This is a genomic window from Candidatus Venteria ishoeyi, assembly GCF_030378065.1.
GTDB lineage: Bacteria > Pseudomonadota > Gammaproteobacteria > Beggiatoales > Beggiatoaceae > Venteria > Venteria ishoeyi.
Map to the genome: position 1 here is coordinate 1 of NZ_JAUCGJ010000078.1, position 13,308 is coordinate 13,308.

Annotated in this window: 12 protein-coding genes; 9 read left to right on the plus strand and 3 right to left on the minus strand. The window is 46.6% G+C overall.

Features of this window, described 5'->3' with window-relative positions:
* The 6 genes from QUF61_RS17430 to QUF61_RS17455 all read left to right on the plus strand — a co-directional run.
* A partial coding sequence (locus QUF61_RS17430; protein WP_289682843.1) for a hypothetical protein occupies window positions 1-211 on the plus strand: 211 nt, incomplete at its 5' end.
* 96 nt (window positions 212-307) lie between these two features.
* On the plus strand, window positions 308-1,798 hold the full coding sequence (locus QUF61_RS17435) for a hypothetical protein (protein WP_289682844.1): 1,491 nt from the start codon (window positions 308-310) through the stop codon (window positions 1,796-1,798).
* Between the two features lie 158 nt (window positions 1,799-1,956).
* On the plus strand, window positions 1,957-2,157 hold the full coding sequence (locus QUF61_RS17440) for a hypothetical protein (protein ID WP_103919603.1): 201 nt from the start codon (window positions 1,957-1,959) through the stop codon (window positions 2,155-2,157).
* Between the two features lie 15 nt (window positions 2,158-2,172).
* Window positions 2,173-3,189 (plus strand): tRNA dihydrouridine synthase DusB, encoded by a 1,017-nt coding sequence (dusB, locus tag QUF61_RS17445; RefSeq protein WP_289682845.1) that lies wholly within the window; start codon window positions 2,173-2,175, stop codon window positions 3,187-3,189.
* Entirely contained in the window at window positions 3,165-4,448 is a 1,284-nt protein-coding gene (locus QUF61_RS17450) for a FimV/HubP family polar landmark protein (protein ID WP_289682846.1), read from the plus strand. Before dusB ends, QUF61_RS17450 begins: the two co-directional genes overlap by 25 nt.
* On the plus strand, window positions 4,432-5,574 hold the full coding sequence (locus QUF61_RS17455; protein WP_289682847.1) for an MlaE family ABC transporter permease: 1,143 nt from the start codon (window positions 4,432-4,434) through the stop codon (window positions 5,572-5,574). The genes QUF61_RS17450 and QUF61_RS17455 overlap by 17 nt, the downstream gene beginning before the upstream one ends.
* A gap of 239 nt (window positions 5,575-5,813) precedes the next feature.
* Here QUF61_RS17455 and QUF61_RS17460 read toward each other — a convergent pair whose 3' ends face one another.
* Window positions 5,814-6,167 (minus strand): YajD family HNH nuclease, encoded by a 354-nt coding sequence (locus QUF61_RS17460; protein ID WP_289682848.1) that lies wholly within the window; start codon window positions 6,165-6,167, stop codon window positions 5,814-5,816.
* Between the two features lie 240 nt (window positions 6,168-6,407).
* Here QUF61_RS17460 and QUF61_RS17465 point away from each other — a divergent pair, with 240 nt between their 5' ends.
* A complete protein-coding gene (locus tag QUF61_RS17465) occupies window positions 6,408-7,328 on the plus strand; it encodes a peptidylprolyl isomerase (RefSeq protein ID WP_289682849.1) in 921 nt (306 codons plus the stop codon).
* A gap of 200 nt (window positions 7,329-7,528) precedes the next feature.
* Entirely contained in the window at window positions 7,529-8,665 is a 1,137-nt protein-coding gene (gene dapE, locus QUF61_RS17470; protein WP_289682850.1) for a succinyl-diaminopimelate desuccinylase, read from the plus strand.
* 172 nt (window positions 8,666-8,837) lie between these two features.
* Here dapE and erpA read toward each other — a convergent pair whose 3' ends face one another.
* Entirely contained in the window at window positions 8,838-9,191 is a 354-nt protein-coding gene (gene erpA / locus QUF61_RS17475) for an iron-sulfur cluster insertion protein ErpA (RefSeq protein WP_289682851.1), read from the minus strand.
* Between the two features lie 68 nt (window positions 9,192-9,259).
* Complete coding sequence (locus QUF61_RS17480; RefSeq protein ID WP_289682852.1) at window positions 9,260-12,898, minus strand: AAA family ATPase; 3,639 nt, start codon at window positions 12,896-12,898, stop codon at window positions 9,260-9,262.
* 145 nt (window positions 12,899-13,043) lie between these two features.
* Between QUF61_RS17480 and QUF61_RS17485 the strand changes: the two genes are divergently transcribed.
* Window positions 13,044-13,190 (plus strand): hypothetical protein, encoded by a 147-nt coding sequence (locus QUF61_RS17485; RefSeq protein ID WP_289682853.1) that lies wholly within the window; start codon window positions 13,044-13,046, stop codon window positions 13,188-13,190.
* The last annotated feature ends 118 nt before the right edge of the window (window positions 13,191-13,308 follow it).

Below are 13,308 nucleotides of genomic sequence, written 5' to 3' on the forward strand. Positions count from 1 at the left end.
ACTTATTAAGACTCATACTGGTATTAAGAGGATATATGAATATGATAAAAAACAAATTAAGATTATTAATCTAATTACTGATCCAGATGAAAAAAATATAAATATAATTCAATTGTCAGCATCACCTTCTCTTAAAAAAGTATTAAATTTAATTGAAAGTAAGTCATTTAATGACAAACAATTGGAACAGGAAGTTTTTATTACTCACTGATGTTATGCCGTCTTCATTGCCTTAGTTGCTTGAGGCACGGTAATACCTCCAAGATACAGGGGGACACACTGCTAGACCATTGAGAAATATAGTCATATGGATGAATTTTTAGCCCTCATTAATCACCCGGAAATGCCCTGGGCGATTGCCATTGCCATTTTATGTATTGCCCTGTTGTTCTGGCTGCGTTTTAGCTGGTTGATACGGGGTATTGAACGCCAATTACAGGTGCTCAATCGCCATTTCCATCAACTTGATCCCCAGCTTTTTGCGCAGCAGTTTCAGGACATAAACCAGCAACTGCGCAATAACAAACTCACCGCCCGGCAATGGCATAATTTTCAACAAACCTTGTTACCGCCGCGCCAGAGTGGGGAACCGTATTGGTACACGGTTGCGCCGGGGCATTATTTTAATGAACACAGCCTGATTGCGGCAAATATCAATTTGCGTTTATATCAGGCGATTCCCAATATTTTAGTGGGCATTGGTATCTGGTTTACCTTTATCGGTCTGGTTGCCGCGCTATGGTTTGCCAGTCAGGGGGTCGCGGCAGAAGACATCGTGCAGGCACAAACCGCGCTGAAACAATTATTACATGCTGCGACTTTTAAGTTTGTCACTTCTATTGCTGGTTTATTGGCTTCTATTTTGTTTTCCTGGGCGGAAAAGGCCCGTCTGCATCGTCTGTATCAGCAACTGGAAACTTTTAATCAACACCTGGAAGCCTGTTTATTGTTGTATACGGCAGAGCGTATCAGCGCCTTACAACTACAGGAGGCACAGAAACAAAATCAGCAGCTCAACCAATTATCCACAAACTGGCAGTCGCTATTGCAGCCTTTAGAGCAGCAAATTAAACAGGGTTTGCAACAATTGACTGAACAAATGGGGTCTCTGAATCATGCTGCCTTGCAGGATTTAATTGAATCTTTTGCAAAACAAATGCAGGGTTTGGCAGGGGATGAGTTACGCCAACTGGCAGGGACCTTAAAACAACTGGCATTAAGCCTGGAAACCTTTCAGCAGCGTTTTGAACAGACCGGCAATGGCATGGAACAACATGTCAGCAATGCGGCGCAACAATTACAGCAGGTACAAAATGCGCTGGGCCAGAATGAAACTGGTTTTTTGTATCAGCTTAACCATTTAACGCAGGGTTTGCAGGACAGCGCAGCATTGCTGCAAAATGCCAGCGCGCCCCTGGAGCAGACAGCAGAAAACTTTAACCACAGTTTGCATCAGTTAAACCAACTGGTGCTGCAATTACAGGAAACCGGCACCCATTTAAATCAAAGCAGTGTCACTGCCGCGCAGGCACTGCAACAAGGCAGCGAATCTGTGGGCAGAGTCTGGCAGCAGTATGAAGGTCATTTTATGCAAGTGGATGAGAGTATGGCGAAGGTGTTTAAGGAACTGGTACATGGTCTGGATCAATACCGGCATCAGGTGGAAGCCTTCACCGGTCAACTGGATCAAAGTTTAAGTCAGGGCGTGCAATCACTTAATGGTGTTATTGTGGAACTGGTTGAGGCGGTGGAAGATTTGCACGCACAATCACGCAGGCAAAAAACTGATAATGCGTAACTTGGTAAGCTAAAGTGTTGCAATATTCACTTTACTTATTTTAGCGAGTATTCTATAACTGGAAATACACTATAAATTGTCTTAGATTTGTACTCAATTTTACATCGCTGTATCCTGTCCTTTCTGGAAAAGGAATTCCACGACTGGGAGAAAAATATATGGAAAATCAAGAAGAAAGCCACACAACTATCGTCAAGTCTTTACAAGCCATCACTGGTGAAATCGCTGCATTAAAAAAAGCCGGGGTGGAGATTGACGAAGGCCAGTTATTATCTGTATTGGATTTAGTCGACAGTGGTTTGCAGCAGGTGTTAAAACACATGGAAGACAATGCTGAAAACCAGGATAAACCCACTTAATCGATTGTCAGATTGATGGCTACGCTATCCTCGAACACCTGGTCTATTGGTCCTTATACCCTGTCAAACCGCCTGGTATTGGCACCGATGGCAGGCATTACTGATCGCCCGTTCCGACAGATTTGTCGGCGCATGGGGGCGGGACTTGCCGTGTCGGAAATGATCAGCGCAAATAATTTGCTGTGGGGTAGCAAAAAAACCCGCTCACGCATCGACCACCAAGGCGAACCCGATCCCCGCAGTGTACAGATTGCAGGCTCCGATCCGCAGCAAATGGCTGAGGCTGCGCGTTTTAATCAAGCGCAGGGTGCGCAGATCATCGACATCAATATGGGCTGTCCCGCCAAAAAAGTCTGTAATGTCATGGCCGGTTCCGCGCTGCTCAAAGATGAAGACCGTGTTGCCCGAATTCTTGATGCGGTGGTGAATGCCGTTGATATACCCGTGACCCTGAAAATCCGCACCGGCTGGGCACCCGAGCAACGCAACGGCGTTGTCGTTGCCAAAATTGCAGAACATGCCGGTATACAAGCACTTGCCGTACATGGTCGCACCCGCGCCTGCGCTTATCGCGGTGAAGCGGAATACGATACCATTGCCGCCATCAAAGCCGCTGTGAATATCCCGATTATTGCCAATGGCGATATTACCACGCCGGAAAAAGCGAAAAGTGTATTAGACTATACCGGCGCTGATGCGATTATGATTGGACGCGGCGCGCAGGGTTATCCCTGGATATTTCAGGAAGTTGCACACTATTTGCAAACTGGTAGCCACCTGCCGCCACCGGATAATACAGAAATACTGAATATTTTATTAGAACATTTACACGCCTTGTACCAGTTTTATGGCGAATATACGGGTGTGCGTATGGCGCGCAAACATTTATCCTGGTATAGCAAAAGCCAACGTGATGGCAACCGTTTCCGCCAGACGGTTAATCGGGTTGAAAGCAGCGAGGCGCAACTGCGTATCACCCAAAATTTTTTTGAACAATCCTCTCCCTTATGCGTATGTTCAGCTTCCGTTTAATTTTTTGTGTTTTGTTATTGTCTGTGTTTTCCGCAGTTCATGCAGAAAATAAGACCGTTTATGGCCCGGTTAAAAAAGGTGAGATTTTGTGGCGTATTGCGGGGAAATTGCGCCCGAATAAAAGCATCAGCCACCAGCAAATGATTCTGGCTTTGCTTAAGGCGAATCCCCAGGCTTTTGAACGGCCTTGTAATCTCAACTCCATGAAAACCGGCAGTCTGCTGCGCATTCCATCGCTGACCCGTATTCAACGCTTAAGCCGCAAGCAGGCAGTGACTGAATTTGCGCGTCAGGAACAAGCCTGGAGCAAGCGCCAGCAAAAACCTATTATTTGTCCGCAAACAACACCAGCAGACACCCCTAAACCTGTTACAAGTATTAGCGATAAAGCCACGTCCAAAGCCAATACAATAACGTCCCCTGATTCTCCTGCAGTTTCAAGCTCAGTATTGCCGTCAATGTTTCAGCTTGCACCAGCGATAAGCCATCTGCCGCGTGATGTGCCAGCAATACAGCAAGCAAATGCCCCAACATCCGATATAAATACAAGACCGGGTGGCGTGAAAGCCGCGCCCAAAGTCAATACAATAACGTCCCCTGATTCCCCCGCAGTTTCAAGTTCAGTATTGCCGACAATGTTTCAGCTTGCACCAGCGATAAGCCATCTGCCGCGTGATGTGCCAGCAATACAGCAAGCAAACGCCCCGACATCCGATATAAAGGCAAGACCAGGTGGTACGCTGGATCCTGTTATTAATAAACCCATACCTGAAATACCCGGCAGTGCAGCAATCAAACCCATTGCGCCAGTTGCACCTGCACCAGTTGTACCTGCACCTGAAAAACCCCTGACAATGACTTATGAAGACCTGTATCGCTGGTTGTTAATTGTTATTGCACTGCTTGGATTGTTGACATTGCTGGTTCGACACCTGTCACGCAAAACTGCTGTTCCAGCAACTTCGAACCCTGCACCTGCTGTACCGCCTGCGCCCGAAATCATTGAAGTGATGGAAACCGAACTGGAAACAAAAGCCTGGGCCACGAAGCAAGCTAAAATCACGCCAGAGAAAAAAAACAACAAAACCAAACAGGCAAATGCCAACAGGCAAAAACAGAAAGCGGTAAAGTTACAAAAACCAGACAATAATGAAACCCAGCTGACTATACCCAAAACCTTGTGGATTGCTGAAGACTTTGCCGAACTCAGTCCAGAAAATTCGCTGGATGAAAAAGGTTTTGATGATATTTTCAAATGAACATAAAACCCAACATGCGCAACTAAAATTCAATGCGCAACGCACCCGCTTGTTTTGTCGTGGCGACTGGACACTGAATGGCAGCAAGCATCTGGATCGGTGCTTAACAAAAACCATCAGGCACTGTCCCGAAAATTGTATCCTGGATGCCAGCCAGATTCAGCGCATGGATACGGCAGGTGCCTGGTTATTGTTTCAACTTCAGAAACAATTACAGAAAAAACAACCCCAATGCACCTTAACCGGCTTAAAACCTGCTCACAGCGCGCTGCTCAAACTGGTACATTCCAAAACCCCCGGTCAGACGAGCAATAACGTTCCCCATCAAGCTCCTGGGCTGCTGGAAAATATAGGACGCCAAGTTTGGCGCAAAAGCCTTGCCACCATTGACTTTATCAGTTTTATTGGTGAAACTACGAACAGCATTTTTCACAGTATGCTGCAACCTGCGCGCATTCGCTGGCAGGCCATTTGGGTGACGCTGGCGCAAGCCGGGGTTAACGCCTTGCCAATTGTTGGGCTGATGTCTTTTTTAATCGGCATCGTGCTGGCCTATCAGGGTGGCACGCAACTGGCGCAATATGGCGCGAATATCTTTATTGTTGACCTGGTGGGTATCACGCTGCTGCGTGAACTGGCTCCCATGCTGACAGCCATTATGATTGCCGGACGCACAGGTTCTGCGTTTACCGCACAAATTGGTACCATGAAAATTAATGATGAAGTGGACGCTTTGCGCACCATGGGCATTGCGCCTATGGAACTGCTGGTCTTACCCAAGTTACTGGCTTTAATGATTGCCATGCCGCTGCTATGCGTATTTGCGGATATAACAGGAGTATTGGGGGGGATGCTGATTGCCAGTCTCACCCTGGATGTCAGTTTTTTTGAGTTTTTGGATCGTTTTCAGCACGCAATCGCACTGCGGCACTTTATTATCGGGATTGGCAAAGCCCCGATATTTGCCGCAATTATTGTGCTAATCGCTTGTTATCAGGGCTTTCGGGTACAAGGCGGGGCGGACAGCGTTGGTAAACAGGTCACCGTCAGCGTTGTACAATCCATTTTCCTGGTTATCGTGATTGATGCGCTATTTTCGATTCTGTTTAACTGGGCGGGCATATAGTCTGAATTTGGTGAAAGCTTCATTCAACGCTAAAGACGCTGAAAACCGCTTTCACCTCATGCTAAGGAGTGAGAATTTTATAACTTCAGCAACTTGGCTGGTCTTTTTCTCCATTTTCTACGTTGTGAAAACAGTTACATAGCTTGCTATGCGCCTGTTTTCACGCCTTGAAAATGAATAAAAATCCTGCGCCCAGTTTCTGTATTTATTTTATCCTCACTCCTAATGCGTAACATCAGCTATTTTTTATTCATCATTGAGCGTAGATCGGCAAACGGGTTAAAAGTCGCTTCTCCTGTTGTCGAATCGACATCCACATGACCATGTGTATCATACTCCAGTTGTCGCTGATGCTCATTATCATGACAATAGACACACAGTAGCTCCCAATTGCTGCCATCTTCCGGGTTATTGTCATGGTTATGATCGCGATGATGAACAGTCAGCTCCTGTACATTTGTCCGGGTAAATTCGCGCTCGCAGCGTCCACAAATCCAGGGATACATTTTCAGTGCTTTTTCCCGATACCCCTGAGCGCGTTGTTCTTTATTTTTGATGGCCTCAGCAACCACCTTATCCAGTTTGTCTGGCATAATCAATTCCGTGATGGATTCGGTCAGGTTTGCCGTTGTTATTGCCTGACCATGATATAGAAAGTTTTCACAGATATTGTATACGCCTTAAAAGGTTTATGTAAAGACATGAATTCATTGCAAATGAAAATCCATAGAATTACAAAATCTTCATTATCAATTGTCAGAAAAGCTGAATTACTGTAGCTTTGCGCTACAATTTTCCTGATTCTCAAAATAAAACGTGGAGTATAAAAAATAATGAAATTTCCTCATTTTTCAATGACGGTATTAAGTCTGGCTTTATTAACCGCTAATGTCACAGTCAGTGCTGGCGAAGCTGCTGATGCGAAAGGCGTTGCCAATGATGGCATGGCTAAAGACACCGTATTGGTACAGGTCAATGACAAGGCCATCACCCGTCAGGATTATGATGATTATATGAATGCACGGCGCAAAGTGTCTGACGTGATGCCTGATCCGACTGGTTTGATCAATGAATTGATCGGTCGGGAATTGTTTTATCAGGAAGCTGTTGCCAAAGGCATGGATAAAAAGCCTGGATTTGTCAAAAAAATGGAAACCCTGCGTTACAATCTGCTGGCAGAAAATATTCAAAATGACTTTATGGAAAACCATAAAATCAGCGATGAAGATGCCAAAAAAGAATATGATCGCATTATTGCCGAAAACCGCCCTAATGAATATTCCGCTCAACATATCCTGGTGGAAACTGAAGCAGCCGCCAAGCAGATCATTGTTGATTTAGCCGCAGGCAAAGATTTTGCGGAACTGGCAAAAGCGCAATCCACCGACAAGGGTTCTGCGGAAAAAGGTGGTGATTTAGGCTGGTTCAGTAGCCAGCAAATGGTACCTGCTTTTGGTGCAGCAGTGGCTGCCATGAAAAAAGGTGAATCCAGCAAAACCCCGATACAATCACGTTTTGGCTGGCACGTTATTTTGCTGAACGATATGCGCCCCGCCGCTGTGCCTGACTTTGAACAGGTGAAAGCACAGGTTGTGAACCGCATGAAAACCCAGGCCCTGGCAGATTACGCAGAAAGCCTGGATCGTAAAGCCAAGGTAATGGAAAGCAAAGCATTTAAGGAAAAAATGGCTATTTTTGACAGTGCTGAGCGTAAAGCAGAACGTGGCGAAGGCGTAGCGAAAGCGGCGAAATAATTTCCAGCCATCTGACGGATAACACCCCTTGAGGGGGGTATCCGTGAAATTATTTTTATTTTCTCATTCCTAATCTGGAGATTGGGAATGCAGTAAGCTGACACACAATCAAAACCTGGCGTGAGATTTTGGCGGCTTTCATCGCTATAAGCGATGAATGAAGCCTGAATTGAACTCAGATTACTTATCGAAATTAACTTATGACTCATTCAGCAACCCTGCAACTGGCTATAGACTTAATCAGTCGCCCTTCGGTGACACCTGACGATGCCGGTTGTCAGGCATTGCTGTCACAACGCCTTGGTGCAATTGGCTTTGAACTGGAGCCGTTGCGCTTTGCTGAGGTGGATAATCTCTGGGCGCGGCGCGGCAAGCTTGCGCCATTGTTAGTGTTTGCCGGACACACTGATGTCGTGCCCAGTGGCGATGAGCAGCAGTGGACTTATCCACCGTTCACACCAACCTGTAAAGATGGCATGTTATACGGGCGTGGCGCGGCGGATATGAAAGGCTCATTGGCAGCAATGATTACTGCCTGTGAGCGTTTTGTACAACGTTATCCTGAACATCAAGGCGCAATTGGCTTTTTAATCACCAGTGATGAAGAAGGTCTGGCAACAGACGGCACAGTGAAAGTTGTGCAACATTTGCAGGCGCGTGACGAGTTCATGGACTACTGCATCGTGGGCGAGCCTTCCTGTAGCAGCAAGCTCGGTGATACCATTAAAAATGGTCGGCGTGGCTCGCTCAATGCGCGGCTGACCATTCACGGAATACAAGGCCATGTGGCCTATCCGCATCTGGCAAAAAACCCGGTACATGTATTTGCGCCCTTAATGCAGCGTTTATGTCAAATCGAATGGGATCAGGGTAATGACTTTTTCCCACCCACCAGTTTTCAGATTTCCAATATTAATGCCGGTACCGGCGCAACTAACGTGATTCCCGGCGATCTGGATGTGGTGTTTAACTTTCGCTACAGCTCGGAATTAAGCCATCATGATTTACAAAAAGAAGTAACCGCGCTGCTGGATGAATTTAAGTTGGATTATAGCGTAAGCTGGGAGCATTCCGGCGAGCCGTTTTTAACGCCTGGTGGTCGGTTACTCAGTGCCAGCCAACAGGCGATTCAGGAAATTTGTGGTTTTAAGACCGAATTGTCCACCAGTGGCGGCACTTCTGATGGGCGTTTCATCGCTCCCACCGGCACCCAGGTATTGGAACTGGGGCCACTCAACACCACCATACACAAGGTGAATGAATGTGTCTCGATTGCCGATTTAGAGACCTTATCCTTGTTATATGAAAACATCCTGGAAAAAATGCTGCTAAGCTGATTTTGAAGGCTAAAATCCCATCATTAGGACTGGAATTCCTTTGGTATCCATTTCTTCTATCGAACTCAGCTTAATCTAATGCAGGCAGCATTTTTTATATTTCTTGAAGGAACACGCATAAAAAAAGCATCCCGGTTTAGAAACCGGGATGCTTCTTTAATTATCAATTTAATCAAGAATCAAAGGAAGAGCCGCAACCACAGGTGGTGGTGGCATTAGGATTGCGAATTACAAACTGTGAGCCTTCCAGCCCTTCAGTGTAGTCGATTTCTGCGCCGACCAGATATTGAAAACTCATGGGATCAACCAGTAATTTCACGCCCAGATTTTCAACCACGGTGTCGCCGTCTTGTAAATTTTCTTCAAATGTAAAACCATATTGAAAACCGGAACAACCGCCACCCTGCACAAACACGCGCAGCATCAGGTTTTCCTGTTCTTCTTCATTGATCAGCTCCTGCACTTTGGTCGCTGCGTTATCCGTAAAGATTAATGGTTGTGGGATTTCAGTTTCAACTTCGCTCATTTTCAATTACCTGTTATGTATATCAGAGATTTACTAAGGATAAGGGTGTCTGTTGCAAAAAACAAGGTTTAAGCCACAATCCTTATATCACTGTGACCCTGTCCCTGCTTTTGCACCTGAATCTGCACCGGAATACGTTCTTTCAGCATTTCCACATGAGAAATAATACCAATTTGTTTCGCGCCCTGGCTTTGCAGGTTTTCCAGCGTTGCCAGCGCCATATCCAGGGTATGCCCGTCCAGTGTGCCAAAACCCTCGTCAATAAATAATGAGCCGATTTCGACATTACGCCGCGCCAAATCCGACAGCCCTAATGCCAAAGCCAGACTGACCAGAAAACGCTCGCCACCGGAGAGCGTGTTCATCGGGCGATTATAATCAGCCTGATAGCTGTCGATAATTTCCAGCATCAATTCCTTATCCGGCTCACGGCGCATACGATAACGTGGATTTAATTTTTGCAAATGCTGGTTTGCCAGCCCCAGCAATTGCTCCAGGGTCAAACCCTGGGCATATTTACGAAACTTGTCACCTTTTTCACTGCCAATCAGCTGATCGAGTTTCGCCCAGTCCGACCAGATTTTTTCCTGCGCCTGTCTTTCCTGTTCAATTGTTGCAAATTGCTGGCGCAGCTTCTTATCAGCAGTTAACTGTTCTTCCAGTTTGCCCATGTGCTGATGCAGTGCCTGTTGATTTTCCTGTAAACTCTGCTGCTCGCTATTTACTGCTTCCAGCGTTACATCCGGTGGCAACTGCGTTTGCAGTTTTTCCAGCGCCGCGCGTGTATCCAACTCGGAACGCTGACATTGCGCCACACGGGTTTCCAGGTCTTTTTGCTGCTGCAACGCCCCTGCCAGTGTTTCTTCATCCAGCCATTGCCGGGGCAATTGTTCCAGCGTTTCCAGACCCGCTGCCTGAACCTTATCTTCCAGCACTGTCTGTTGCGTCTGGTAACGAGCTTGCTGCTCCTGTAAAAGTTGTTGCTGACTGCGTTGTTGTTCAGTGAGCGTGGTTAAAGCATCACGCTGTTTCTGACATAAGCGTTGCTGTTCGCTTAACTGCTGCTGGCAGGTTTCCAGTGTTTTGCTCAAAGTTTCCAGCACAGCCTGCGGATTGTCTGCCGGAAAACAATCCCGGCGTTTTTGTTGCAATTGCGCTAATGCCTGCGCATCGCTTTCATGGGTGCTTTGCAGGGTACTTAATTGTTTATTTTCTTCGGCAATCTGCGCTGCCAGTTCCGTCTGGGTGCTTGCCACCTGTACGCTTTCCAACTGCAAATCTTCTGCTTTTTGCTGCTGGCTGCTCCACTTCTCAAGCCGCTGTTGCAAGCTTGCCAGCCATTGTTCCGGCTGTTGTTCTGGTTGCTGTTCTGGTTCAGGCACTAATTGCTGTTTTTCCAGCAGTTGCAGGCAGGCTTGCTGGAATTGCTTTTGTTCCTGCTGCAAAACTGCCAAAGTCTCTAATAAGTGTTTTTCTTCAACGTTTAAGGCATTGATTTTGTGTGCCAGTTTATCCTGTTCATCCTGTTGTTGCTGCTGCAAATCTTTGCTTTTTTGTTGTTTTTTCTCGCTGCTTGTAAGCTTTTTAATGGCGGTTTTCAGCCCGCTTATCTTTGTCTCATTTTGCTCAATATGCTGTTGCAGTATTTTAATATCAGCGGGTGCAAATACTAAATCCAGCACGGCAAAATCCTCTTGCAGACCTGTGACATCCTCCTGGGTTTCCTGCACCTGGCGGGTTAAAACCGTGACTTCTGCTTGCAATCCTGCCTGGGTTTGTTGTTGTTTATCCCACTGCTGCTGATAGTCTGCCAGACTTTGTTTTGCCTGTTCCAGACTTTCGCCTATGGCATCGCTGTGATCCACGTAATCGGTTTTAAGCGGGTGTTGTTTGGAACCACATAAAGGGCAGGGCTGGTTTTCCTCTAATGCCTGCCGCGCCTGCTCATAATTTTTTAATTGCTGCGCCTGCTCATATAAGCTTTGTGCCTGTTGCAACTGGGTTTTCTGCGCTGCCAGTTGTTTTTCCAGGTCACTTTCCGCATCAAGCAAAAGCTGTAAGGCCGTGTTTTTGTCCTGCTGCTGCGTTTTGTCTCGCGCCAGATGTTGTGTCTGTTTTTCCAGAGTCAAAGCCAGATTCAGGCCGGTTTTTAAGTCTTCCTGCTTGCTCAACAGTTCATCACGCTGCTCCAGCAATACCGCTGGCTGCTGCGCGTCATAGGCTTGTTGGCAATCCTGTTGCAGTTGCTCAAAAGCGGCTTTTTCCCGGGCACATTTTTTTTGGGTTTTGAGCAGGGTTTTTTGTTGTGTCAGCAGTGCCGCCTGTAACTGCACCTGTTGTGTTTTTAAGTCCTCCTGCTGCTGGCGTTGATGGCTTAAATCCTGCTGCTGTTCCGCCAGCTTCTCCTGCTGCGCCTGTAAAGCAAATAATTCCACTTCCAGCGTTGCCGCCGCCGCGTGCTCCTCCAGCCAGTCTGCCACTTCGGTTTGCTGGCCTTGAATTTTTTTAAGTTGCTTTTCCTGCTTGCTGTGCCGCGTGCGTTTGCTTTTTAAGTGTTTTTTAGTCTTATCGCAGCTTTGCTGGCTTTTATCGCATATATCCTGTTGTTGTTTGATTTGTACATTCCATTGCAGCGCCTGTTGAATCAAGGGGCGTTGTTCCTCAAGCTCGCGCATGGCCTGTTGCTGTCTTTTTTCAGCCTGTTGCAGCGCGTCTTGCGCGGCTTTAACGGTTTTGTCCAGTTGCTTCTTTTCGTGTTCTGAGTGTGCCAGCGCCTGCTGAGTTTGCTCAATGCTGCTGAATAACTGCTGCCGGGTTTCCCAGTCACTTTTAAAAACAATAAAACGTGTATGCAAATCCAGCTTTTGCTGTTGCGGCTTAAATGCCTGTTGTTGGCTCTCCAGTGTCGTGAATTCCACCGTCAAATCCTGCAACTGCTGAGTTAAATCCTGTTGTCTTTGTAAATCTGCCTGCTGTTGCTGCAAAACCTGTATTTGTCCGCTCAGTGTCTGACTGTTTGCCTGTAATTGCTGATATTCAAGCGTCATGGCATCGCGCTGTTCCGTTTCCAGCAGGCGCTCGCTGTCAATTTTTGTCCGCAGTTGTTCCACCTTGGTTTTTTCCGCCTTGGCACGTTGAAAAGCAGCACTGGATAATTTTCCATAAATTGTATTACCCGCAATTTTCTCCAGTAAAGCGCCACGTTCTTTCTCATCTGCATCCAGAAACTGTGCAAAATCCCCCTGTGCCAGCAAAATGGCGCGGGTGAACTGCTCATAATCCAGCCGCACCAGGTCTTTAATCTTGTCACGCACTTCACGGAATTTCTCGGCAATGATTTTATCTTTTTGCCCGTCTTCTGATAAGAGCGCCAGCTCATATTTTGCCGCTTGCACCGTACCGATTGCCTTACCTCTGGCGCGGCGTTGCTGCCATTTAGCGCGGTAACATTGCCCGTTACAGGCAAATTCCACCTCTGCCATGCTCTCACCCGTACCCTGGCTCATCATTTTCGCACTGTCACAACCCCGCGCCACCTTGCCATATAAAGCCAGGGTAATGGCATCCAGCAAGGTGCTTTTACCCGCGCCAGTTTCACCAGTGATGGCGAATAAAGAGGCGCTCTTTAAGGGGGCAACGTTTAAATTAACGCTATGAGTGCCTTTTAAGGCGTTGAGATTTTGCAGGGTGATTTTTAGGATTTTCATAAATGCGGAAAAATATTGTCTCTGAGCAGAGCGGTTGGCTTTTCAAAAGTATAACATGTGCAATGCGCATATGAATTTGACGGCGACTTGGTTCACGCCTAAAATCCAGTCAGGTTAAACAATTTTTACGGAAATGGGAAACAATATGTCCTCCGCGCCAATCTTTTTCCTCGCTTTCGCCAACGATTGGCAGCGTTTTCTGCCAGGTTTAGCCGATGAAATCCGCACCCTCCAAAGCCTGCTGGAACGTCCTGACAGCTTGTGCCAACCAATTATCCGCTCCGGGTGCTGATTTTTATTGATGTTGTATTTTTGGTAAACTTCCTTCATCAACGTAAAAATTACAAGGGAGTAAATTTATGGCTAAAATTGTAGCACGTAAAGGAAATAAGCTGACCATGCAAGTCACA

What these genes read in the sequence shown, in the direction of transcription:
- QUF61_RS17435 (WP_289682844.1), top strand. Translation starts at nt 308, where the DNA reads ATGGATGAATTTTTAGCCCTCATTAATCACCCGGAAATGCCCTGGGCG.
- QUF61_RS17440 (WP_103919603.1), top strand. Translation starts at nt 1,957, where the DNA reads ATGGAAAATCAAGAAGAAAGCCACACAACTATCGTCAAGTCTTTACAA.
- dusB (WP_289682845.1), top strand. Translation starts at nt 2,173, where the DNA reads ATGGCTACGCTATCCTCGAACACCTGGTCTATTGGTCCTTATACCCTG.
- QUF61_RS17450 (WP_289682846.1), top strand. Translation starts at nt 3,165, where the DNA reads ATGCGTATGTTCAGCTTCCGTTTAATTTTTTGTGTTTTGTTATTGTCT.
- QUF61_RS17455 (WP_289682847.1), top strand. Translation starts at nt 4,432, where the DNA reads ATGATATTTTCAAATGAACATAAAACCCAACATGCGCAACTAAAATTC.
- QUF61_RS17460 (WP_289682848.1), bottom strand. Translation starts at nt 6,167, where the DNA reads ATGCCAGACAAACTGGATAAGGTGGTTGCTGAGGCCATCAAAAATAAA.
- QUF61_RS17465 (WP_289682849.1), top strand. Translation starts at nt 6,408, where the DNA reads ATGAAATTTCCTCATTTTTCAATGACGGTATTAAGTCTGGCTTTATTA.
- dapE (WP_289682850.1), top strand. Translation starts at nt 7,529, where the DNA reads ATGACTCATTCAGCAACCCTGCAACTGGCTATAGACTTAATCAGTCGC.
- erpA (WP_289682851.1), bottom strand. Translation starts at nt 9,191, where the DNA reads ATGAGCGAAGTTGAAACTGAAATCCCACAACCATTAATCTTTACGGAT.
- QUF61_RS17480 (WP_289682852.1), bottom strand. Translation starts at nt 12,898, where the DNA reads ATGAAAATCCTAAAAATCACCCTGCAAAATCTCAACGCCTTAAAAGGC.
- QUF61_RS17485 (WP_289682853.1), top strand. Translation starts at nt 13,044, where the DNA reads ATGTCCTCCGCGCCAATCTTTTTCCTCGCTTTCGCCAACGATTGGCAG.